This window comes from Lysinibacillus fusiformis (assembly GCF_002845985.1).
In the GTDB taxonomy this organism is placed as follows: Bacteria; Bacillota; Bacilli; order Bacillales_A; family Planococcaceae; genus Lysinibacillus; species Lysinibacillus fusiformis_D.
Map to the genome: position 1 here is coordinate 657,205 of NZ_PDFK01000002.1, position 22,547 is coordinate 679,751.

The 22,547-nt window shown below is 38.4% G+C and carries 23 protein-coding genes; 15 read left to right on the plus strand and 8 right to left on the minus strand.

Annotated features, from left to right (window positions below; all coding sequences use genetic code 11):
* The first annotated feature begins 107 nt into the window (after positions 1-107).
* Positions 108-1,448 carry a sodium-dependent transporter gene (locus CRI88_RS09290; protein WP_036119854.1) on the plus strand — a complete coding sequence of 447 codons (1,341 nt, stop codon included), beginning with the start codon at positions 108-110 and terminating at the stop codon, positions 1,446-1,448.
* Between the two features lie 81 nt (positions 1,449-1,529).
* Here the strand turns inward: CRI88_RS09290 and CRI88_RS09295 are convergent, their stop codons facing one another.
* Complete coding sequence (locus CRI88_RS09295; RefSeq protein ID WP_080717041.1) at positions 1,530-1,790, minus strand: DUF1871 family protein; 261 nt, start codon at positions 1,788-1,790, stop codon at positions 1,530-1,532.
* A 72-nt stretch (positions 1,791-1,862) separates the two neighbouring features.
* On the opposite strand from CRI88_RS09295, the gene CRI88_RS09300 reads away from it, so the two are divergent.
* Complete coding sequence (locus tag CRI88_RS09300; RefSeq protein ID WP_036119849.1) at positions 1,863-3,032, plus strand: MalY/PatB family protein; 1,170 nt, start codon at positions 1,863-1,865, stop codon at positions 3,030-3,032.
* 112 nt (positions 3,033-3,144) lie between these two features.
* Positions 3,145-4,563: a magnesium transporter CorA family protein gene (locus tag CRI88_RS09305; protein WP_036118111.1), complete on the plus strand. Its 1,419-nt coding sequence runs from the start codon at positions 3,145-3,147 to the stop codon at positions 4,561-4,563.
* A 60-nt stretch (positions 4,564-4,623) separates the two neighbouring features.
* Here CRI88_RS09305 and CRI88_RS09310 read toward each other — a convergent pair whose 3' ends face one another.
* Together CRI88_RS09310 and CRI88_RS09315 are read right to left on the minus strand one after the other, a co-directional pair.
* Complete coding sequence (locus tag CRI88_RS09310; RefSeq protein ID WP_036118109.1) at positions 4,624-4,836, minus strand: hypothetical protein; 213 nt, start codon at positions 4,834-4,836, stop codon at positions 4,624-4,626.
* Between the two features lie 22 nt (positions 4,837-4,858).
* On the minus strand, positions 4,859-5,446 hold the full coding sequence (locus CRI88_RS09315) for a peptidylprolyl isomerase (RefSeq protein WP_036118107.1): 588 nt from the start codon (positions 5,444-5,446) through the stop codon (positions 4,859-4,861).
* A gap of 238 nt (positions 5,447-5,684) precedes the next feature.
* Between CRI88_RS09315 and CRI88_RS09320 the strand changes: the two genes are divergently transcribed.
* Positions 5,685-7,535 (plus strand): transglycosylase domain-containing protein, encoded by a 1,851-nt coding sequence (locus CRI88_RS09320; protein WP_036118104.1) that lies wholly within the window; start codon positions 5,685-5,687, stop codon positions 7,533-7,535.
* 64 nt (positions 7,536-7,599) lie between these two features.
* On the opposite strand, the gene CRI88_RS09325 is transcribed toward CRI88_RS09320, so the two are convergent.
* Positions 7,600-8,163, minus strand: a complete 564-nt coding sequence (locus tag CRI88_RS09325) for a DUF5366 family protein (RefSeq protein WP_058844855.1) — start codon at positions 8,161-8,163, stop codon at positions 7,600-7,602.
* A 154-nt stretch (positions 8,164-8,317) separates the two neighbouring features.
* Here CRI88_RS09325 and CRI88_RS09330 point away from each other — a divergent pair, with 154 nt between their 5' ends.
* The 7 genes from CRI88_RS09330 to mnhG are packed head-to-tail and all read left to right on the plus strand — an operon-like array spanning position 8,318 to position 14,073.
* The gene (locus tag CRI88_RS09330; protein WP_082673760.1) at positions 8,318-10,729 is read left to right on the plus strand and encodes a Na+/H+ antiporter subunit A; all 2,412 of its coding nucleotides are present in this window, start codon (positions 8,318-8,320) and stop codon (positions 10,727-10,729) included.
* A complete protein-coding gene (locus CRI88_RS09335; protein WP_036119837.1) occupies positions 10,716-11,138 on the plus strand; it encodes a Na(+)/H(+) antiporter subunit B in 423 nt (140 codons plus the stop codon). Before CRI88_RS09330 ends, CRI88_RS09335 begins: the two co-directional genes overlap by 14 nt.
* Positions 11,138-11,479, plus strand: coding sequence for a Na(+)/H(+) antiporter subunit C (locus CRI88_RS09340; protein WP_004228379.1), 342 nt, complete (start codon positions 11,138-11,140; stop codon positions 11,477-11,479). The genes CRI88_RS09335 and CRI88_RS09340 overlap by 1 nt, the downstream gene beginning before the upstream one ends.
* Complete coding sequence (locus CRI88_RS09345; RefSeq protein WP_058844854.1) at positions 11,472-12,959, plus strand: Na+/H+ antiporter subunit D; 1,488 nt, start codon at positions 11,472-11,474, stop codon at positions 12,957-12,959. Before CRI88_RS09340 ends, CRI88_RS09345 begins: the two co-directional genes overlap by 8 nt.
* Positions 12,960-12,963: 4 nt before the next feature.
* Positions 12,964-13,443, plus strand: a complete 480-nt coding sequence (locus tag CRI88_RS09350; RefSeq protein WP_058844853.1) for a Na+/H+ antiporter subunit E — start codon at positions 12,964-12,966, stop codon at positions 13,441-13,443.
* Positions 13,440-13,721 (plus strand): Na(+)/H(+) antiporter subunit F1, encoded by a 282-nt coding sequence (locus tag CRI88_RS09355; RefSeq protein ID WP_004228375.1) that lies wholly within the window; start codon positions 13,440-13,442, stop codon positions 13,719-13,721. Before CRI88_RS09350 ends, CRI88_RS09355 begins: the two co-directional genes overlap by 4 nt.
* Positions 13,705-14,073, plus strand: a complete 369-nt coding sequence (gene mnhG, locus CRI88_RS09360; RefSeq protein ID WP_058844852.1) for a monovalent cation/H(+) antiporter subunit G — start codon at positions 13,705-13,707, stop codon at positions 14,071-14,073. The genes CRI88_RS09355 and mnhG overlap by 17 nt, the downstream gene beginning before the upstream one ends.
* A 49-nt stretch (positions 14,074-14,122) precedes the next feature.
* Here the strand turns inward: mnhG and cysC are convergent, their stop codons facing one another.
* From cysC to CRI88_RS09380, 4 genes are all read right to left on the minus strand, one after another.
* The gene (gene cysC, locus CRI88_RS09365) at positions 14,123-14,716 is read right to left on the minus strand and encodes an adenylyl-sulfate kinase (RefSeq protein ID WP_058844851.1); all 594 of its coding nucleotides are present in this window, start codon (positions 14,714-14,716) and stop codon (positions 14,123-14,125) included.
* Positions 14,713-15,852, minus strand: a complete 1,140-nt coding sequence (sat, locus tag CRI88_RS09370) for a sulfate adenylyltransferase (protein ID WP_058844850.1) — start codon at positions 15,850-15,852, stop codon at positions 14,713-14,715. The genes cysC and sat overlap by 4 nt, the downstream gene beginning before the upstream one ends.
* Before the next feature lie 71 nt (positions 15,853-15,923).
* Positions 15,924-16,988 (minus strand): inorganic phosphate transporter, encoded by a 1,065-nt coding sequence (locus tag CRI88_RS09375; protein ID WP_058844849.1) that lies wholly within the window; start codon positions 16,986-16,988, stop codon positions 15,924-15,926.
* 12 nt (positions 16,989-17,000) lie between these two features.
* A complete protein-coding gene (locus tag CRI88_RS09380; RefSeq protein WP_036119818.1) occupies positions 17,001-17,702 on the minus strand; it encodes a phosphoadenylyl-sulfate reductase in 702 nt (233 codons plus the stop codon).
* Between the two features lie 465 nt (positions 17,703-18,167).
* On the opposite strand from CRI88_RS09380, the gene CRI88_RS09385 reads away from it, so the two are divergent.
* From CRI88_RS09385 to CRI88_RS09400, 4 genes are read left to right on the plus strand one after another with little or no spacing between them, the layout of a single operon-like run.
* Positions 18,168-19,220, plus strand: coding sequence for a sulfate ABC transporter substrate-binding protein (locus tag CRI88_RS09385; protein ID WP_036119815.1), 1,053 nt, complete (start codon positions 18,168-18,170; stop codon positions 19,218-19,220).
* A gap of 11 nt (positions 19,221-19,231) precedes the next feature.
* Entirely contained in the window at positions 19,232-20,065 is an 834-nt protein-coding gene (gene cysT / locus CRI88_RS09390) for a sulfate ABC transporter permease subunit CysT (RefSeq protein WP_036119812.1), read from the plus strand.
* A gap of 10 nt (positions 20,066-20,075) precedes the next feature.
* Positions 20,076-20,951, plus strand: a complete 876-nt coding sequence (cysW, locus tag CRI88_RS09395; RefSeq protein ID WP_036119808.1) for a sulfate ABC transporter permease subunit CysW — start codon at positions 20,076-20,078, stop codon at positions 20,949-20,951.
* A 15-nt stretch (positions 20,952-20,966) separates the two neighbouring features.
* The gene (locus tag CRI88_RS09400; protein ID WP_036119803.1) at positions 20,967-22,037 is read left to right on the plus strand and encodes a sulfate/molybdate ABC transporter ATP-binding protein; all 1,071 of its coding nucleotides are present in this window, start codon (positions 20,967-20,969) and stop codon (positions 22,035-22,037) included.
* Positions 22,038-22,547 lie beyond the last annotated feature (510 nt).

The following is a 22,547-nucleotide window of genomic DNA, read 5'->3' on the forward strand; positions in this document are numbered from 1 at the left end:
AAACAGCTGCTGATATAGGAATATCCATCGTCAATTTTCTGATATCTGCTTGTGTTATGAGAATATTGAGGTAAAATAAAACTTTAGTATAAGGAGGATTTATTTTCGTGTCATCGAGAGATCAGTTTACAACTAAAATTGGTTTTATTTTAGCTGCTGCTGGAAGTGCTATAGGGTTAGGAGCCATTTGGAAATTCCCCTATATGGCAGGTACTAATGGCGGTAGTGTCTTTATTTTATTATTCATTTTATGTACATTTTTTATCGGCTTACCAGTGCTTATTGCTGAGTTTATGATTGGTCGTCGAGGGCAAAAAGACGCTGTCACTTCCTTTAAGGAACAAGCGCCAGGAAAGCCGTGGTATTTGATTGGCTGGGGTGGCATGGTGATTGCGGGCCTTATCTTATCGTTTTATAGTGTTGTTGGTGGATGGATTTTAAGCTATTTGGGTCGTGCCATTACATTTAAGCTAACAAATGCTAGTTCTGAGATGAATTACGCAGATTTATTTACCAATATTATTTCAAGCCCCTCCGAAGCCATTCTAGTACAGGGACTATTCATGCTATTAACAGTAGTGATTGTATCGGCAGGTATTAAGGGTGGAATCGAAAAAGCCAGCACATGGATGATGCCCTTGCTCTTTATTTTCTTCATTGTCTTAGTTATACGCTCTTTAACTTTAGATGGCGCAATGGAAGGCGTTAAATTTATGTTTGTGCCTGATTGGTCTTACTTTAACGCTGAAACATTTTTAATGGCTTTAGGACAAGCCTTCTTCTCTTTAAGTGTAGGTATTGCCGTTATGATTACATATGCTTCCTATTTGTCTAAAACAGAGAAGATTGGTAATTCAGCAATCAATGTAGCTTCCATGAATATTATTATTTCTTTACTTGCGGGTCTTGTTATTTTCCCCGCAGTATTCGCTCTAGGCTATACGCCTGACCAAGGGCCTGGCCTTGTTTTCATTATTTTGCCAGCTGTTTTCGAGCAGTTGCCACTTGGTGGTCTATTCTTAACCATTTTTTTCATCCTGTTGCTATTTGCTACCGTCACTTCCTCCATTTCTATGTTAGAAATTGTTGTAGCCATTGCGATTGGAGACCATCCAGAAAAACGTAGAAAGATTGCTTGGATTGGTGGAATCATCATTTTTATTTTCGGTATCCCAAGTGCGCTGTCGTTTGGTATATTATCAGATGTAAAAATATTAGATCGCTCTATTTTTGACTTTGTTGATTTTCTGACGAACAGCATCGGCATGCCGATAGGAGCTTTCCTTATTTCTATATTTGCAGGTTATTATTATACGAAGGATATTTCACGTAAGGAATTAGCCGCATCTAGCTTAATGTTTAATATCTGGTATATTTTAGTTCGTTTCGTTTCTCCAATTGCCATTTTCATTATTTTCATTCAGGGGATTTTACCTTTATTTAAATAAGAACTAGCCTCAAACGTGCACATTAAAAAAGAGGTTGTCGAATGACAGCCCCCTTTTTTTATAAGAAATATGCAAAATATTTTAAATAATACATTTTGCTTCAAATTTAATAGCAATTAGTTTGTAAGAAATGGCTACACAATCTTCAAATGGTATCCATTGTTCAAACGAATGCTCATATGTTTCTTGAATAATTTTTGCAAGTGTCGATGGATCATCTATCCCTTGCAATGCTGCTACTACATCTGCCGTTTCTGTATCATAATGGTCTGGACCTAAGTGGAATGGATCCCACTCCTCTAGCAGATGTACAGCTGCTTGATTCATTTTTATATTTTCCAAAATACTCACCTGTTATCCTTTGATCATACCCGTATGATACCATATTAAATAAAAAAGAAAAGAGTGATTTGCTTGTCTATTTTTGATCAAACTTTCAAACGTCGATGTACAAACTCTGTAAAATGGGACGCAATGGAAAAGGTATATGGCCTAGATGATGCGTCAGATATCTTGCCAATGTGGGTAGCCGATATGGATTTTGCAGCACCAATAGCCGTTTCAAAGGCATTACAGAAACACGCTGAACAAACTATTTTTGGCTATAGTTTTATGGGTGAAGAAGCGATTCAGTCAATCGTAGACTGGCAAAATACTCGCCATGCCTGGCATATTGATAAAGAATCTATCCTATTTTGTAATGGTGTTGTAGCGGCATTAGCCAATAGCATTGTAGCCCTAACAAACCCTGGTGACAAAGTACTCATTTCGCCACCAGTCTACCCACCATTCTATAACATCCCCAAAAGTAATGGGCGTGAAGTTGTAAGCTGCCCATTAGTTGAAAAAGATGGTGTGATTGGCTATGATTTCGAAGCCTTTGAACAGGCATTAGCGCAAGATGTGAAAGCCTACATATTATGTAACCCTCACAATCCAGGAGGCTATGTATGGGATGAAGCTACTTTAAAGGAGATTGTACGACTTTGTGCTAAATACGATGTCATCATTATTTCTGATGAAATACATGCTGATTTAATGTTAAACGGGGATAAGCATATTCCTCTAGCAAAGGTTGCAGGTGATGAGATCAATCGTATTATTACTTGCATGGCTCCTACCAAAACATTTAATTTAGCAGGAATTCAAGTTTCTTATATGATCGTAACAGATAGGAAAAAACGTCTACAGCTAGAGGCAATAAATATGGCAAGTGGACAAGGCTCGTTAAATACATTTGCCTCTGTTGCACTTCATGCCGCTTATACAGAAGGAGCTCCTTGGTTAGACGAGTTACTTCCATATATTTCTACAAATATGGAATATGTAAAAGCCGAGTTAGAGCAGCTTCCAGGCATTCGTGTCACAATACCACAATCCACTTATTTAATCTGGATTGATTACCGCGAGCTAGAGCTTGAAGAAAAGGACATCATGAATCGCTTATTAAAAATCGGAAAGCTTGCATTAGAGCCAGGGACAAAATATGGGGAAGAAGGTCATGGCTTCCTACGTATGAATGTCGCTTGTTCATTTGAAACCGTTCAAGATGGTGTAAAACGCTTTAAAAAAGTGTTTGAATAGAAAATAACAGTAAAAAGGATATCTCAACTTTTGGAGATATCCTTTTATATGTTTAAAATAATGATTTTGTGGAAAAGTTTCTTATCAATCAGATGTAAAAAGAGGTGTTTTCATGGACTTAGCGCCATTAATGATTAAACGTGCATATATGACATTCTTATTTCCCTTTGCCTATTCCACGAAAAATCGTCAAAAAATTGGAGAGGTACTACTAAAGGAAGGTTTTACTTTTTTCACCCTAAATAATACAGCTCTTGAAAATGCCTTTTACGGTGATACGACAATCATCCATGAGGAGCTTGCCCAGTTTTTCTATCCCTTTTTAGAGGATAAATTATTCCCATACGATATGAATAGCCCTGACTTTATTCGGTTTTCAAAAGCATTCTATACCCAAGGCTCCTTACATCATCTAGACAGTCGTATTCATTATGAAATCACGAGTATTGATGTAACACTATGTCCTTTTGGAAACGGTATTATAACCGTGAGAACAAATATAACAGATACCCCACATGATATAAGTGACATTTTAAATTTTATTCACTATTTTAGAGTACTGGAGGCTAAGCTTCGAGAAGAAAAAGGGGCGAGTCATCATTTTTCCTTTGGCCATTGTTCTTCAACCAGTGAACTATTATTTAACTATTTTATCCCCTATTTACAGCCTTTTTTACAGCATCAACAAGACACTAGCTACGAAGGATTACCGTTTTTCGAGGATGAGCGGATGTATGCTTCTGCCTATTTAATTGCTGAGAAAGAAGCAGACATATTACCTGAGCATTTATTTCGATTAGGACAAGTAGATGGTAGAACACCTGCAGGCAAGCCCTTTATTTCCAGCACAAACGCTCAATATATTGCGCAATATGTGCAAGACCATGCACATACACGTTGGGCACCCAATAGCTATATTATTACTTCGGCACAGGCACAAATGACCCTTACGAATTTGCCCTTTGAAAAGTGTACACATAGCATTCAAGAGTTTATGGGAACACACTATTATAATCTTTTCATTCATTATTTTTACAAAATGATGCTCTTAAAGTTGTCCTATGAATATAGTGAAATCAAATGGGGCAAGGATAAGCTCGTTGTGAATGAATTAATTGAATTAATTACAAAATTTTCGGCACGCTATTATTTTGAAGAAGTGATTGTTCGAACGGAAGGAAGAGAAATTTCCCAAATGCTACGAAAGCTGTTCCGTATTAATGAGCATTATGTAGAAACCAAAGCGACATTGGACAGTTTGTATCGCACACAAGAGGATCAATCAGATAATAGAAGTAATAATTTACTGTTTATTTTAACTGTATTTACTGTGGTATCTGGTATTTACGGTATGAACTTAGTTATTGAGGGGTGGAAGGATAGCAGTGATTTCGAGAGTATTTGGAGTTATACACTATTCGAATGGCTAGCGTTTATTACCGCATTAAGTGGGATTGGTTTATCGCTTGTACTCGTTTGTTTCACTGGCTTCAAGACGGTGCAAAATATGATTCGTCGTTATAAAAAATGATCTATAAAAAAGAATCTGCTTACCCTTAACATCTAATGTGGGAAGCAGATTCTTTTTTAGCTAAATGTTTTGTTGATTATTTGTATTTTTCTTATCTGCTAGAATACGTGCTTCGATTTCTTTTGATTTCATTTCCTGTTTCTTAGAAATTTTTCTAAAAAGCATAAACACGATAATACATAGAATAAGCATGATTAAAAACTCAAAAGCCGCTGGAATATAACCTGATTTGTCTTCAGGGAAATATAAAAATTGGTACATAAAGTTTTGCATACTCTACACGTCCTTATAAGTATTATTCAAAAACCGTAATTGACTCAATTTTCACATCTTCTAATGGTTTATCGCGGAAATCTTTTTCAACATCCGCAATTTTGTCCACAATGTCCATACCTTCCACAACATGACCGAATACTGTGTGTTTATGGTCTAACCAAGGTGTACCACCATTTTGTGCATAAGCTTCAATGATCTCCTCTGGGAAACCAGCTCCTTGTAATTGGCGAAGCATATCACTTGGCAGATGCTTCATTTGTACGATGAAGAATTGAGAGCCATTTGTGTTTGGACCTGCATTTGCCATTGATAACGCACCGCGCAGGTTAAACAAGTTATCTGAGAATTCATCTTCAAAAGAATTACCCCAAATCGATTCTCCACCCATACCAGTACCAGTTGGGTCTCCACCTTGAACCATGAAGTCTTGAATAACACGGTGGAAAATAATGCCATTATAGTAGCCTGATTTAGCATGGCCTAAAAAGTTCTCAACCGTTTTTGGTGCATGCTCAGGGAACAACTTAATTTTGATAGCACCTAGTGTTGTGTTCATTTCTACAAGCACTTCGCCTGCTTGTACGTCTGTTGTTAATTGTGGAAACATGGAAGTCTCTCCTTTAATGATAAATTTCAGTTTCAATGAAAAAAATGACTAATGCATCCTTTCCGACCTCATTTTAGTCTAACATACTTCTTATTGGTTTTCTTCATCAAAGTATTGACGATTTTTGCAATTTTAACTTTCATAATCAAAACCAAGGAAATAGGTCTGAGCGAGTATTTGGAATCAATCCAAAATATGTTATTCTGATGAAGGATTTATCGAAAGAGTGGAGGCACACATGAAAAAGGCTTTTGGTTTTTTTATTATATTACTATCCCTACCTGCTTTATGGTGGATTAGTACAAACATTAGGACAGAAATCAATACCGCTCAAGCACATGAGGAACAAATATCGAGTGCTATTCATTTACCTGAGGTACAAACCCAACTTCCTGTCACTCTAATTGATCGAAATGGGCAAACATTTAGCGAGGAATATGTCGAATGGCGACAGCCGTTAACCTTACAAGAAATTCCACAAATTGCCCAGGAAATATTCATTACAAGTGAAGATGCTGATTTTTATGAGCATATCGGTTTTGATTTAAGTGCAATCATTCGTGCAGTTGTAGCCAATTCGAATAGCAACACAGCCTCTCAAGGTGGTAGTACGATTACACAGCAGCTCGTTCGAATGCGTTATTTATCTGATGAAAAAACATATGAGCGGAAATTAACAGAGCTTTTTTATGCGCATGAATTAGAAAAAGAATTTGATAAAGAAACTATTTTAACAATGTATCTTAATGAATCCTATTTTAGCAACCAAGTTTATGGTATCGGTGGAGCAGCGACCTATTATTTTCAAAAGCCACTTCAAGAATTAAGCATTGCTGAAATTGCTTTTATTGCGGCGATCCCAAATAACCCCTCTCTTTATAATCCTTTGAAAAATTTCGATCAAACTAAAGCGAGACAGGAGCGTTTGTTAGATACGCTAGCAGTTAATGGCGCTATTACAAAGGAAAATGCAGCTACCTACAAAGCTGAGCCGATTACATTAAATGTGAAAGATAAAATTCAAAGTTATCCAATGTATAGCACTTACGTTCTTCAAGAGCTAAAGTGGTTAGTTGCTGAAAAAGAGGGTTATGCGGATCGACTGAGCAATACAGAGAATGAGGAAGAAAAGAAAAAAATTAAAGCACAATTAGATAATCGACTAGATACACTATTTCAAAATGGACTCATCATTCAAACTGCACTTGATCCAAATAAACAGCAGCATGATGAGGTTAAAATGTCAGCTATTCTCGGTACAGGTTCGTTGCAAGCAGCTGGTGCAGTCATTGAAAACCAATCAAGAGAAATTGTCAGCTTGTATGCAGGAAAAAACTATGAAAAATTTGATTATCATCGTGCATTCCAAGGAACACGTCAGCCTGGATCAGCCTTTAAACCTTTAGCAGTCTATGCCCCTTTCTTTGAAACGTCAGCACATACACCTGATTCTATTGTCAATGGAGGTAGATACTGTGTTGGCTCGTTCTGTCCGCAAAACTATGGGGGCTATACGTATGGTGATGTGTCCCTCCGTACAGCTTTTCGACACAGCTACAACACATCTGCACTGCGTCTCTTTGAAACTATTGGCGTTGAAACGGCCTTTCAATACCTTAATCGCTTTCACTTCCGTTCGATTGTAGCGAAAGATCATAATTATGCCGCTTCATTGGGTGGGCTAACTTACGGTGTGACAGCCTTAGAGCTAGCAGATGCCTATACAAGCTTTATCGATGGCTCCTATGTTTTAGCTCATGGTATTCGTAAAGTGACAGCTTTAGATGGAACTGAGCTTTATAGTTGGGATACACAGCGTAATCAAATCTGGTCTCCGAAAACGGTGAAATATATGCGTGAGCTTCTTGCTGATGTTGTGGCAAATGGGACAGGACAAGGGGTTTACAGTAACAGCGACTATATAGGAGCAAAAACAGGCACAACTAATGACTATCGGGACTACTGGCTTGCCGGACTTAATGATGGTTATACTGCGGCTGTATGGCTAGGCTATGATAAGCCTCAATCCATGCAAAAATTAGAGGCATACAAAATTCATCATCAATTATTTAATGTTTTATTAGAGTAGTGAAACAGCCAAGAGGTAGCAGTCTTACATGACTGCTACCTCTTTTCACTAGTATGTAATGTAACTAATGGGCAAACGGCAAACTTGCCAAAATGCCATTATATAGCTTCAACACAACATAAATAATGAGTGTTAAAAGAATGGTCCACATAAAAAGCTCAAAGATTAATAGACCAATTGTGCCGCCCATCGACATAAAATGACTCATTTTATAAATCAGATAAATAAAATAGGTAAACACAGTTATGATAAAGATACCAATCAAAACATAAATAAATTGGATGGCAAATGCGGAACACATGGCGCCGATAAACAAGATAATATAGCCACCTCGAGCCTGACTAACAGTAGCTCCATCATGATCTTTTGAGAAAAACAGCATTCCTAGCTCATGAATCGTTTCCCCTACTAGTTTGAGTGCAGAAAATAACATAAAAAAAACAATGGCAAAAACAATGAGCAAAAATACGCGTAACTCAAAATCAGATAAAAATTCTCGCATACCTGAATAAACACCGATTGCTTGAAAAATCTGTAAGGATTCGCCAACAGCATACATGCCAAATGTCAAACTAAACAATAAAATTGTAATTAATGGTAGATAACCATAGATATAAGGATTCCTCATAAAAAATTTTTTCCTCTATTTTTATTGATAACTTCCTATTTATAATATAACGAAAATTCTTCCACTACCGCAAGCTAAATCCCATTCGTCCATATGCATTCGCAATTAAAGTACGTTATAATTGGTATACTTACCTGCATAAAGGAGGGTTTTTTTGTTACAAGTACTTTATATTTTCATTCCAATGCTTGCTGCAATATTAGTGCCTTTTTTATATAAACGCATGAAAAATATTCACACAGGCTGGTTTGTTCTTGCTGTACCTGCTACACTCGCAGTTATCTATGCAACATATATTGCACAAGTAGCTGAAGGAGAAGTATTTATTGCAGAGCTACCTTGGATTCCATCACTTGATATTTCCATCGTTTCGTATTTGGATGGACTTAGCTTATTATTCTCACTACTCATTACCGGAATTGGTTCATTGGTTGTACTTTACTCTATCTTTTACTTAGATAAGCATAAAGAAAAATTACATAATTTTTATGTTTACTTATTGCTATTTATGTCAGCCATGCTGGGAGTAGTACAGTCAGATCATTTAATAACACTTTATTTCTTTTGGGAACTAACATCTATTTCGTCATTTTTACTCATTGGCTATTGGTATAACCGTGATGCCTCACGCTTCGGTGCACTGAAGTCCATGATGATAACAGTCGGTGGCGGCTTAATGATGCTAGGTGGTTTCATTCTTCTTTATTTAATGGGAGGAACCTATTCCATCCGTGAATTGATTGTGATGGCACCTAATTTAGTAGACCAACCTTTATTCACTTGGTCGCTCGTTTTATTACTTTTAGGCGCATTTACAAAGTCCGCACAATTCCCATTCTATATTTGGCTACCAGATGCAATGGAAGCACCAACACCAGTAAGTGCCTATCTTCACTCCGCAACAATGGTCAAAGCAGGTATCTATTTAGTGGCACGATTTACACCTATTTTTGCTGCCTCAGAGCTTTGGATATGGCTTGTAACAGGAGTAGGTCTCTTAACGTTATTCTGGGGTTCCTTCTTTGCAGTGAAGCAAACAGACTTAAAAGGCATTCTTGCATTTTCTACAGTCAGTCAACTGGGACTGATTATGTCACTGCTTGGGGCGAGCGCCGTTGCCTTTCATGCTAACGACACAGTCGATACGATTAAATTTGCGGCATATGCAGCTATTTTCCACCTTATCAATCATGCAACATTTAAAGGCAGTTTATTCATGATTGCAGGGATTGTGGATCATGAAACAGGAACTCGTGATATTCGAAAACTTGGTGGATTAATGAGTATCATGCCGATTAGCTTTACTGTGGCAGCTATTGGCAGCTTATCAATGGCTGGTCTTCCACCATTTAATGGCTTCTTAAGTAAAGAAATGTTTTTAACAGCTATGCTTGCCCTTCAAAAGTTTGAATTTTTCGGCTTTGAAACATGGGGAGCACTCTTCCCTATTATTGCTTGGATCGCTAGTATTTTCACATTTATCTATAGCTTTTATTTTGTTTTCCGAACATTTAATGGCAATTACAAGCCGGAACAATTACCTCATAAACCACATGAGGCACCAATAGGGATGCTTATTTCGCCGATACTTTTAGCAGCATTAGTCGTAATTATTTTCTTCATCCCGAATTTAATAGGCAATACCTTTGTCAAGCCTGCTGTTCAAGCCATTCAGCCATTTTTATATGATACACCACAAGCTGTTGATATACATGTATCAGCTTGGCACGGCATTAACCCTGAGCTACTGATGACAATCGGAATAATTATCATTGGGGTATTATTATTTGTTGCCTTACCAAAATGGCAAGGAATATACCAACGATTCCCACAAGCATTCACATTAAACAATGCCTATGACAAAATCATGCAGGGGTTGGGTGTTGGCTTAAATCGTTTATCACGACGCTATATGACTGGCTCGATGCGTCACTATTTACTCTATATGTTTAGTGGAATCGCTATTATCGTCATTGGCTCTCTTTTCGTGAAGGATGCTTTTAGTCTTTCATTCCAAGGGGCCTCACCAATTAGACCATATGAAATTATATTGATTGTGGTTTTATTAATTGGTACAGCCATTACTATCTTGGCCAAGTCACGTTTAACAGCCATTATTGGACTGGGTGCTGTTGGCTACACTGTTGCATTATTCTTTGTTATTTTTAACGCGCCGGATTTAGCGTTAACACAGCTCGTTATTGAAACGATTTCAGTAGCACTATTTTTATTAGCATTTTATCACCTCCCGAAGCTTGGTAAGCGCGAGGAAAGAATGAGATTCCAATTAAATCGTGCCATTGTTTCAATTGCAGTTGGTGTTATGGTAACACTTGTGGCACTATCTGCGCATTCACAAAAACTGATTCCTTCTATTGCTAAGTACTACGAGGAAACCGTGTACTCATTAGCTGGTGGAGGAAATATTGTAAACGTAATTTTAGTAGATTATCGTGGTTTCGATACATTATTTGAAATTACAGTACTAGGCATTGCGGGCATGGCGATTTTAGCCATGATTAAGTTACGTATGAATAGAAAGGAGAAAACACATGAAAACAAATGATGTGATAATACAATTTACAGCTAAAATTGTATTTTTCATTATTTTCTTCTTCTCCATTCATATATTTTTAGCTGGTCACTACACGCCTGGGGGCGGCTTTGTTGGAGGACTGTTAACATCAAGTGCACTTGTTCTCTTAGTGTTAGCTTTTGATATCAATACAGTGCGCCATATCTTACCTATCAATTATACGTATGTAACAGCTATTGGCTTACTATTAGCCCTTGCTACTGCGGCATTCCCAATGTTTGTGGGCAAACCGTTTTTTACGCATTACTTTGATTATTTCGATTTACCGCTTCTGGGCAAACAGTCATTACACACGGCTATGCTTTTTGATAGCGGTGTCTATTTGGTTGTTGTCGGCGTTACGATGACCATTATTCAAACGATTGGGGAGGATGAATAATGGAAATAATTATGGCCTTTGTCATCGGCTTTCTCTTTATGGCAGCTGTCTATTTAATTTTATCGAAAAGCTTATTACGCATTATTATTGGAACAGGTCTTTTAAGTCATGGTGCCCACCTGCTCATCTTAACAATGGGGGGCCTTGGTGGCGAAGCACCACCCGTTTTAAACGAAGGAGCCAAAACTTTTGCGGACCCTTTACCCCAGGCACTTATTTTAACAGCTATTGTTATTAGCTTTGGGGTTACAGCATTCTTCCTTGTACTTGCTTATCGTTCCTATCAGGAGCTTAACACAGATGATATTAGCTTAATGAGAGGAAGTGATGAGGATGAATAACTTCCTATTATTGCCCATTATCATCCCGTTTTTCTTCGGTATGATTTTAATGTTTGGGCAAAAAAATCTAACCTATCAACGGTCATTTTCATTACTTGGTATTGGGCTCGCCTTCATCTCTGCTATTTCACTTCTTTTAAAAGTGAAACAGGATGGTATTCAAAAAGTAACATTCGGAAATTGGCCTGTTCCTTACGGTATTACAATGGTATCTGATATGGTATCTGTATTACTCGTTACAACGACATTGCTTATTGCATTTTTTGTTGTTTGGTATGGTTTCGGTTCCATTACGAAGGAACGTGAACGCTTCTTTTATTACCCTGGTATTATGTTTATTTTAACGGGGGTCAATGGGGCCTTTACGACTGGCGATATTTTCAACTTGTTTGTTTTCTTTGAGGTATTGTTAATGGCTTCCTACTTACTCATCGTTCTAGGTGGTGAGAAGGGACAACTGAAAGGGTCTATTAAATATATTTTAATTAATGTTATTTCTTCGGCCTTATTCGTTATTACCGTTGCCTTTTTATATTCCGTAGTCGGTACATTAAACATGGCGGATATTGCTGTCAAAATTGCTGAAATTAATCAGCCGGGAATTATTACGGTTATTGCCGTCCTATTTTTAATGGTATTTGGACTAAAAGCAGCCATTTTCCCATTATACTTTTGGCTTCCTACTTCTTATGCGGCAGCGCCAATCCCTGTCCTAACTCTATTTGGTGCTTTGCTTACAAAGGTGGGTGTCTATGCCATTACACGTACCTATACGCTATTTTTTGTACATGATTTATCCTATACGCACGATTTATTAATGGTACTAGCCATTGCTACTATCGTAGCTGGATGTATTGGGGCACTAGCTTATTTTGATGTCAAACTCATTATTATCTACAACATTGTTATTGCAGTAGGTGTCATTTTATTTGGTGTTTCTCAAATGAATGAGGTTTCCTTAAAGGGTGCTATGTTTTATTTAATTCACGATATGCTTATAAAGGCAGCACTCTTTATGTTAATCGGCATTGTCATCTACATTACTGGTACATCTGATTTGCGTAAGATGGGTGGTCTCATGAAGAAATATCCGGCTCTAGGCTGGTGTTATTTGATTGCAGCTTTTGGTTTAGCTGGCATTCCACCACTTAGTGGATTTGTTGGAAAGCTGCTTATTGTACAGGGAGGCTTTGAGGCTGGTAGTATGTGGAGTAGTATTTTTATCTTAGCATCTTCACTGCTTGTCCTATTATCCGTGATTCGTATTTTCCTTTATGCTTTTTGGGGTGAGGAGAAAGAAACACACGGGTCTGTCGATAAATCTGTCTATAAGATGCTGTTTATGCCTACTGCCCTTTTAGTACTCATTACTGTAGCATATGGTGTTGGTTCAGAATGGATTACGCCATTCATGGACGATGCAGCAAAATTATTAACGGATCCATCTATCTATATAGATGCTGTCATGAAGGAGGATTAACACAATGGCATTTCAAATGATTTTAAATTTTGTACTTGCCTTCGTCTGGATGTTCCTTTCCTCTAATTACACAGCAGCTGGCTTTATCATAGGGTTCATCATAGGGATCATTTTACTTATCATCATGCGAAGATTTTTCAAATCACGTCTTTATGTCTACCGCTTATGGGCCCTTATTAAACTGACTTTGCTGTTTTTTAAAGAGTTAATATTAGCCAATGTGCAAGTTTTAAAGGTCGTGTTAAAGCCTAAATTGGACATGCAACCTGCCTTTTTTGCCTATCCTACTGTTTTAACCGAAGACTGGGAAATCACTTTATTATCAAGTCTTATTACGTTAACACCCGGAACAGTGGTAGTGCATGTATCAGATGATGCGAAAACATTGTATGTACATGCGATTGATATTAATGATGTGGATGAAGCTGTTGCTTCCATTCGAGATTCATTTGAGAAAGCGATTTTGGAGGTGAGTAAATCATGACAACATTTATTATTGCTGTGATCGTAGTGATTTGCTTATCGATGATTGCAGTTATTTACCGAATGGTAAAAGGCCCTTCTGCATCTGATCGTGTTGTCGCTTTGGATTCACTTGGTGTTTCACTTATTTCTCTTATTGGACTATTTTCGATTTTAGTGGAAACAAGCTTCTTTCTAGAAATTATTTTATTGCTTGCGATTTTATCGTTTATCGGGACAATGGCTTTCTCTAAATTCATAGAGAAAGGAGATATCATTAAACGTGACAATTCTCGCTAATAGCTTAGTTATCTTTTTCATTTCTGTTGGCGTACTGTTTATCGCCGTCACAGCTATCGGACTTGTCCGCTTACCTGATTTGTATACGCGTGCCCATGCAGCTTCTAAAAGTGCAACACTGGGTGTCATGTGTGTATTGATTGGTGTATTCTTTCACTTTTGGCTAATAGAAGATCATTTCAATCCCCGAATTTTACTAGGGATACTGTTCCTCTTCATCACTGGTCCTGTAGGGGGACACATTATGACTCGTTCTTCCTATATCGCTGGTGTAAAGCCTTGGAAAGGTACAGTACGTGATGAGTTAGGTCCTGAAATTGACAGAATGAAAAAGGAACAAAATGTAAAATAAACATAAAAGAACTGCTCGTTCGTACTGTCGAGCAGTTCTTTTAATTTCTTTAAATGTATCCCTTCAAAGTTAAAATCTTCGTCAGTTGTTCAACACACTCCTCGATGGAATGCTGTTCTGTGTTCAAAATAATTTCTGGATTCTCTGGTTCTTCATATGGGGCACTAATACCTGTAAAGTTCGTAATTTCAGCATTCCTTGCCTTTTTATATAAACCTTTCGGATCTCTTTTTTCACATGTTTCTACTGAACACTTTACATAGACCTCTAAAAATTCACCGTCGTCTACAAGTCCACGTACTACTTGACGATCTTCTCGATAAGGTGAAATAAAAGCGGTTAGCACTATTTGACCACTTTCAATAAATAGCTTAGAAACTTCCCCTATTCGGCGAATATTTTCCTTTCGTCCGAACTCATCAAATCCTAAATCCTTATTCAAGCCATGGCGTACATTATCACCATCTAAAACGAAGGCTTGATTGCCCCGTGCAAATAATCGACGGGCAAAAGCATTGGCCACGGATGATTTCCCTGAAGCAGATAATCCCGTAAACCATAAAATAAAGCTTTGATGTTTGTTTTTTGAACGACGTTCCTCTTTCGTAATGGAGGCTTCATGCCAAACAATATTTGAACTCATTTAACTACCTCCTTACGCATGCCTTTGATTAATACATCTACAACTTCTTTGCGGCTAAATGTACTAGGTGGTACTTCTCCATTACGAAGCATTTCACGTACTTTCGTTCCTGATAGAATAACATGGGCAGAGCCATCATGCGGACACGTTTTGGTAGTAGCCATCCCCTCACATCGCTGGCAATAAAAACTATGTTCGAATTTTAATGGCACTATTCCTAATTCATCTTCCGTAAACTGTTCAAAAATCTTTTGTGCATCGTACGTACCATAATAATCACCTACACCTGCATGGTCACGACCAACAATAAAATGGGTACAGCCATAATTTTTCCTTACAAGCGCATGGAAAATAGCCTCCTTTGGCCCAGCATAACGCATTGCGGCAGGAAAAACGCCTAATTGTACACGGCTTTCAGGATAGTAGCTTTTCAATAAAACCTCATAGCTCTCCATACGTATTGTAGCTGACACATCATCCGATTTTGTTTCACCAATAAGTGGATTTAAAAATAACCCATCAATTGTTTCAAGCGCTGCCTTTTGAATATATTCATGCGCCCTATGAACTGGATTACGAGTTTGGAAGCCAACAATTGTTTTCCATCCCTTGTCGGCAAATAATTGACGTGTTTCTACGGGATCAAACGAATACGCAGGAAATTGTTGTGCGATACGTTTGATTAAGGTAATTTTTCCACCGACATAAATAGCAGGTCGGTCATGAAGCTTTTGAACTCCTGGATGTGCTAAATCCTCTGTCCCATATACAAGCAAAGCCTCTTTTCGTTTATTCGGCTCATAAATATCAACTACTTCAATAACGCCATAAACTTCATCTTGATAGACCAGTTTCACCTCATCACCAGGCTGTATCGTAGCTGCTTTTTCTTGTGTAACAGGTAATGTAATCGGAATACTCCATACTACGCCTGATGCTAAGCGACTTTGTTCCACAACTGACTCATAATCTTCTTGTGTTAAAAAGCCTTCAATTGGGCTATAGCCACCTATCGCAATTAACTCTAAATCACTTAAAGAAATAGCATCCAGCTCAATTTCCTTGTGAATGGTTGCTATCTCTTTTTCTGGGTTAAACGCTTGCACAAGAAGCCCACCATGTGGTTGTAAACTCATGAAAATCTCCTCCTACTTCTAGTTAAATACTAAGTTTTATAGTCAAAATAGTAGTTCTAGCATGATTCAATTTATATGCCTTCACCTGCGTCATAAATGGACTGCTCTTCTTCTCGCATCGTCCGCATTAGGCTAATGACACCTAGTGTCCCAACAATAATAGTGCCAATCAAAATAATGGCATAGAGGTCCTTTTCTAAAAATAGCTGCACTAAAAAGTACGAAATAGCTAACGAAAAGATAGGCGATACAATCCAAATCCGAATGATTTTTTTGACAATATGCTGATGGAAAATTTGTTTTCCATTCTTCGCCATGCCCATCCCGATGATGGATGAAGATGTTACTTGTGTTAAAGGAACTGGAAGCCCAAAAAGCGAGCTTACGCCAACAAGAAGGGCACCTGTACTAGAAATTAAGATTCCTTCTGCCTTTTGAAAGCGCACAATTTTTTTACCATTGGTTTCAAGCACCCGTTTGCCAAGTAGCATAGCACCTAGTGCCACAAATGCCCCACCTAGGACAATGCCCATCGTAACATCTATCATCCCTGCACCAACAAGTGGTCCAACAGCATTGGCGACATTGTTCATGCCAGCTGAAAAGGCTTCGAAAAATCCAGCTAATACGAGCAGAACCGTTAAAATCGGACGATCTTTTAGCAGCCCTCTGTTTTGTAATTTATATAATAATTTTCCAAAGACAAGTGCAATGACAAAGGCGACAAGCGGTACAATGATCCAAAATGATATGATAACTAGCAGTGAGCTCACGAATAATACTTTATAGGCTATTCCTACTCCAACAACAGCGCCAACCGTTACTTCGCTCGTTGATAAGGGGATACCTAAAAGATTGGCGAAAAATAAGGAGCTTGTCGCCGAAATTAGGATAATGATGACAACCTTTACCGTAATATAGTCCTGCGGCATAATGCCTGAGCTAATCGTTTTGACAACCTCTCCTCCGCCTAATACAGCTCCACTATAGACACCTATTGCACATAAAAGTAATGCTTGCCAAGCTTTTTTGATGGCACCCGCACCGTAAGCAACGCCCATTGAGGCTGCTGCTCCGCTTGCCCCTATATTCATCGCAAAAAATAAACTAATAGCTATTGCAAAATATTCAAGCATGGCAAAACTCCTTTATTCATGTAAACCACACTCCGTTTTACCAGAACCTTGCCATCGTCCTGAACGTAAATCATCCATCGTAAATGCTGGCTTTGTACAATGCTCACAGCCGATACTCGGATAACCTTGATCATGCAATGGGTTGTATGGCAGATTGTGCTTAGAAACATAGCGCCAGACATCCTTCCATGTCCAATGAATCAGTGGACAAACTTTAATCGATTTAAATTTATCGTCCCGATTTAGAAAGTTTGTCTGTTGACGTGTTGGCGATTGTTCACGCCGCAAGCCAGATATCCAAGCCTTGTTACCTGACAAGGCTTCATGCAAAGGTTTTATCTTGCGAATGTCACAGCATTTATTTGGATTGGACTTCCAAAGCTCATCACCATATTGAGCAGCTTGTTGTTCTAATGTAAGGATAGGCTTCTTCATGACAATGTTTAGTTGTGGATATTTTTCTTTGACTCTATTAATCGTTTCATAGGTTTCTTTAAAATGGACATCTGTATCTAAAAAAACAATTGTAGCATCTGGTTTTACCTTTGAAATGAGATCAATTAAGACAATACCTTCAATGCCAAAGCTACATGCATAGACGATTTCCTCTCCATATTCTCGATAGCCCCACTGTAAAACTTCCAGTGCACCCTTATACAGATCATCAACTTGAAAATCAATAATCGGTTCTTGCCAATTTTCGTACGTTAACATCAAATCCCCCCTCATAGCAAAAAAGGCATTTTAACAATAGACACAGTAAAACAGGTCTTTGTTAAAACGCCTCTAGTTTGACTAGCCAGCTCTTTATTTAATGATTGTTCACTAGTATTTGCTACCTCGTACCACAATCATTCTTCTTATTACCAAATATATACTAAAATACACCAAGTAGTCAACTAGGTTTTTTGACATATCTTTTTCATCCACCCATTTTTTCAGTTCCTTCCTGCATAGAATGAGTGGTATCTAGTGACCGTTATATTCATTTTCAAAATAATTAATTTTTTATTTAATTCCTTGTTGACTAATAGGAAATATATGTTTAATGTATTATTAAAGCTTTGACATAAATAATAAGTTGCTGATCAGAGAATCTGAAGGCCATCTACCCATGAAGTCATAACATTATGGGGGATGGCTTTTTGCATTCTTTAGATGGAAAAGGAGCGAAATGATATGAAAAAAAGGAGCTATGTTCTCCAAACGTTAGCACTATTAGCTGCAGTAACGTTAAGTTTAACTGGCTGTGGAAGTGCTAATTCTGATGAAAAAGCAAGTGGTCAGGAAGCAAAGAAGTCTGTAGAACTACTCAATGTTTCCTATGACCCAACACGCGAGCTTTACGATGAATTTAACAAGGATTTTATAAAAAAATGGAAAGACGAAACAGGTCAAGATGTCAAAATCAATCAATCACATGGTGGATCTGGCAAACAAGGTCGAGCTGTGATCGATGGTCTCGAAGCTGACGTTGTCACCCTTGCACTAGCTTACGATATAGACGAAATTGCTCAAACACGCGAGCTATTGAATAAAGATTGGCAGACAGAATTTGATTATAACTCGACCCCCTATACATCGACCATTGTGTTTTTAGTACGCAAAGGGAATCCAAAAAATATTCAAGACTGGGATGATCTAATTAAAGAAGATGTGTCGGTCATTACACCCAACCCCAAAACATCTGGTGGTGCACGTTGGAACTACTTAGCGGCTTGGGCTTATGCTGGAAAGTTATATAACAATGATGAAACAAAAATAAAAAAATTTATGAAATCACTCTATAGCAATGTTGAAGTATTAGATTCTGGCGCTCGTGGTGCTACAACGACATTCGTAGAACGAAAGATTGGAGACGTCTTAATTGCATGGGAAAATGAAGCCTACTTATCTTTAAATGAATTAGGGAAGGACGAATTTGAAATCATCACACCATCATTAAGTATTTTGGCAGAGCCACCAGTTGCAGTTGTTGACAAAATCGTTGATAAAAAAGGGACACGTGAAGTTGCGGAAGCTTACTTACAACATTTATATAGTGATATCGGGCAAGAAATTGCGGCAAAAAACTATTATCGACCACGTAATGAAACCATTCTAGCAAAATATAAAGAGCAATTTCCTCAGCTTGAACTTGTGTCCATTGATGATTTTGGCGGTTGGTCACAAGCACAAGCTACCCATTTTAAAGATGGTGGTACCTTTGATGAAATATATGTACCACAATAAGGAGCGTTTTGATGAGTCAGTTAATCCTTCCTAAAAAATCACGGCGAATAATTCCAGGCTTTCATCTGTCTCTTGGTTATACAATGCTCTATGTTAGTTTACTAGTGTTACTACCACTTTCAATGATTTTCATTCATACCATGTCCTTAAGCTGGACTGAGTTTATCGCTATCATTACAGAGCCTCGTGCTGTTGCCTCTTATAAAGTGAGCTTCAGCACAGCATTGATTGCGGGCTTACTAAATGTACTTTTCGGCACCATTATCGCATGGGTTCTCGTTCGCTATCAATTTCCATTTAAACGAATCATTGATGGCCTAGTAGATTTACCCTTTGCCTTGCCTACTGCTGTTGCTGGTATTGCTTTAACATCACTCTATGCGCCAAATGGCTGGATCGGTCAATTTTTTGATTTTAAAATTGCCTTTACACCGCTTGGTATTATGATCGCGTTAACATTTATCGGGCTACCTTTTGTAGTACGTACAGTCCAACCCGTATTACAAAATATTAGCGCTGAGGTCGAGGAAGCTTCGGCAAGTCTTGGTGCCAATCGTTTACAAACCTTCAGTAAAGTCATTCTGCCAGAGCTATTACCTGCCATTTTAACTGGCTTTTCATTAGCCTTTGCCCGTGCACTTGGTGAATATGGCTCCGTTGTTTTCATTGCAGGAAATATGCCGATGAAAACAGAAATTACACCGTTAATTATTATGACGAAGCTAGAACAATATGATTATGCAGGTGCTACCGCAATAGCAGTTGTCATGCTTGTGACATCCTTTATTCTGTTGTTCACCATCAACTTGATCCAATGGCTAGCCAATCGTCGTTTTGTACAGTAGGAGGTACCACATGGAACAATCAACATTTATTCAGCAGGCTAGTAGTGAGAAAAATAAAGCAGCCCCAAAGTCTGCTGCATTACAGGAGCCCCGTATTGTTCGCTATTCGTTAACGTTCATTGCCTTAGCTTTTTTAGCTTTCTTTATCGTACTACCTTTACTATCTATTTTTATTACAGCCTTTCAAAAGGGAGCCGACGTTTATTTTGCTGCTATTACACATCCAGATGCGTTAGCTGCTATTAAGCTTACGTTAACGGTTGTAGCTATTGCTGTACCACTTAATGCTCTTTTTGGCGTAATGGCTGCATGGGCCCTTACAAAGTTTAATTTTAAAGGGAAAAATCTATTACTTACCATCGTTGATTTACCATTTGCCGTCTCCCCTGTTATCGCAGGACTAGTATTTATTTTATTGTTTGGTTCACAGGGACTTTTCGGTGATTGGCTGTTCGCACATGATATTAAAATTGTTTTTGCCTTGCCTGGCATTGTCCTCGCCACTATTTTCGTCACTTTACCCTTTGTTGCACGTGAGTTAATACCACTCATGCAAACACAGGGCACATCTGAGGAGGAAGCGTCCATTTCACTTGGTGCCAACGGCTTTAAAACATTTTGGTATGTTACATTGCCCAATATTAAATGGGGACTGTTCTATGGTTTGATTTTATGTAATGCACGAGCCATCGGGGAATTTGGGGCGGTCTCTGTTGTATCAGGTCATATCCGTGGCATGACCAATACGATGCCACTTCATATTGAAATTCTCTATAATGAATATCAATTTTCAGCAGCCTTTGCTGTTGCCTCCTTAATGAGTGTTATGGCCATCTTTACATTAGTTGTGAAAGATATAATCGCATGGAAATCAAAATCTAGTTAAAAGGAGATGGTCACGTTGAGTATACAAATTCAAAACGTATCCAAAAAATATGGTGCTTTTCAAGCATTAGAGGATATATCAGTTCATATTCAGTCAGGGGAGCTAGTAGCACTGCTCGGCCCTTCTGGTTCGGGAAAAACCTCTTTATTACGTGTGATTGCGGGGCTGGAAACCACTGATGTTGGTGATATCTTATTCGATGGTCAGTCCATAACCAATCGACATCCAAAGGAGCGCAATGTGGGCTTTGTCTTTCAGCATTATGCCCTTTTTCGTCATATGACAGTCTTTGATAATGTCGCATATGGGCTAAAGGTTCGCCCGCGAAAAAGCAGACCCTCAAAACAAGAAATAACAAATAAAGTGATGGAATTATTGCAGCTAGTCAAACTCGAAAATTACGCTAATCGATATCCGACACAGCTTTCAGGGGGGCAACGGCAACGTGTTGCACTGGCGAGAGCCCTTGCTGTAGAGCCTAAGGTTCTTTTATTGGATGAACCGTTCGGAGCACTTGATGCAAAAGTTCGCAAGGAATTACGTCGCTGGCTACGAAAGTTGCATGATGAATTTCATATTACCAGTATATTTGTGACACACGACCAGGAGGAAGCACTAGATGTAGCGGATCGCATTGTCGTAATGAATAATGGCAAAATCGAACAAATTGGCAGCCCAGATGAGGTGTATACGAATCCAAATAGTCCATTTGTTTATGACTTCTTGGGCAATGTCAATCTTTTTAAAGGTCGCTTACATAATGGTAAGCTCATGCAAGGCGAAGTTGCACTGGATGTACCAGATGCCCTCACACATACGAATGATAACGTAATTGGCTATGTACGCCCTCATGACATTCATATCGAAAAAACAAGTATTCCAGGGACAGTTCCTGTTAAAATCAGTCATATTCATTTGCTAGGACCTATTGTCCAAATTGAGCTACGCCGTGAGGATCTTGATGAATTTTTAGAGGCGGAGTTATCAAAAGAACAATTTTTCCACCTACAGCTTAAAGTTGGCGATCAAGTATTTGTAAAGCCAAAACAATTAAAAGTATTTATTCCCGAAGATTACTCCATTTAAAAAGCCATGTAGCAAAGCAATTTGCTACATGGCTTAGTGTTGAAAAAACAAAACCATTAATAGTATTTTTGTGAAATGTGAAAATAGATTTCCATTGCAGACTACTTGCTTTCCTGTGGGCAAGCGCTGAGCCGCTTCCTCCGCTACCGCTCCAATCCATAAAAATGTTTCTTGTTAGCAAAGGCTTTCAACTAAAGTGAAGGTATTCACTACTCTTTATGGAGGGATGTTGTCACTCATCACTTCTCTACATTGAAAATAAGAGGTTATCCTTTCTCTACAAATAATGTGCTATTTTGTTCATTACGTCTAGTATGAAAGAGAAGGAAAAGACACTTTTACCACATGGTTGGTTGGAGTGGAGCCGGCGTCACTCCTAGGGGATTTAGCGTCCACAGGTGAGACCCTGGAGCGAAACGCAGTGAGTGAAGCGGCTCATCGGACGCCCCCTGGAAAGGACGCTGGCGGAACGGAAATCAACCTCTCGCCTTGCTAAAGGTTCTTTTTTTG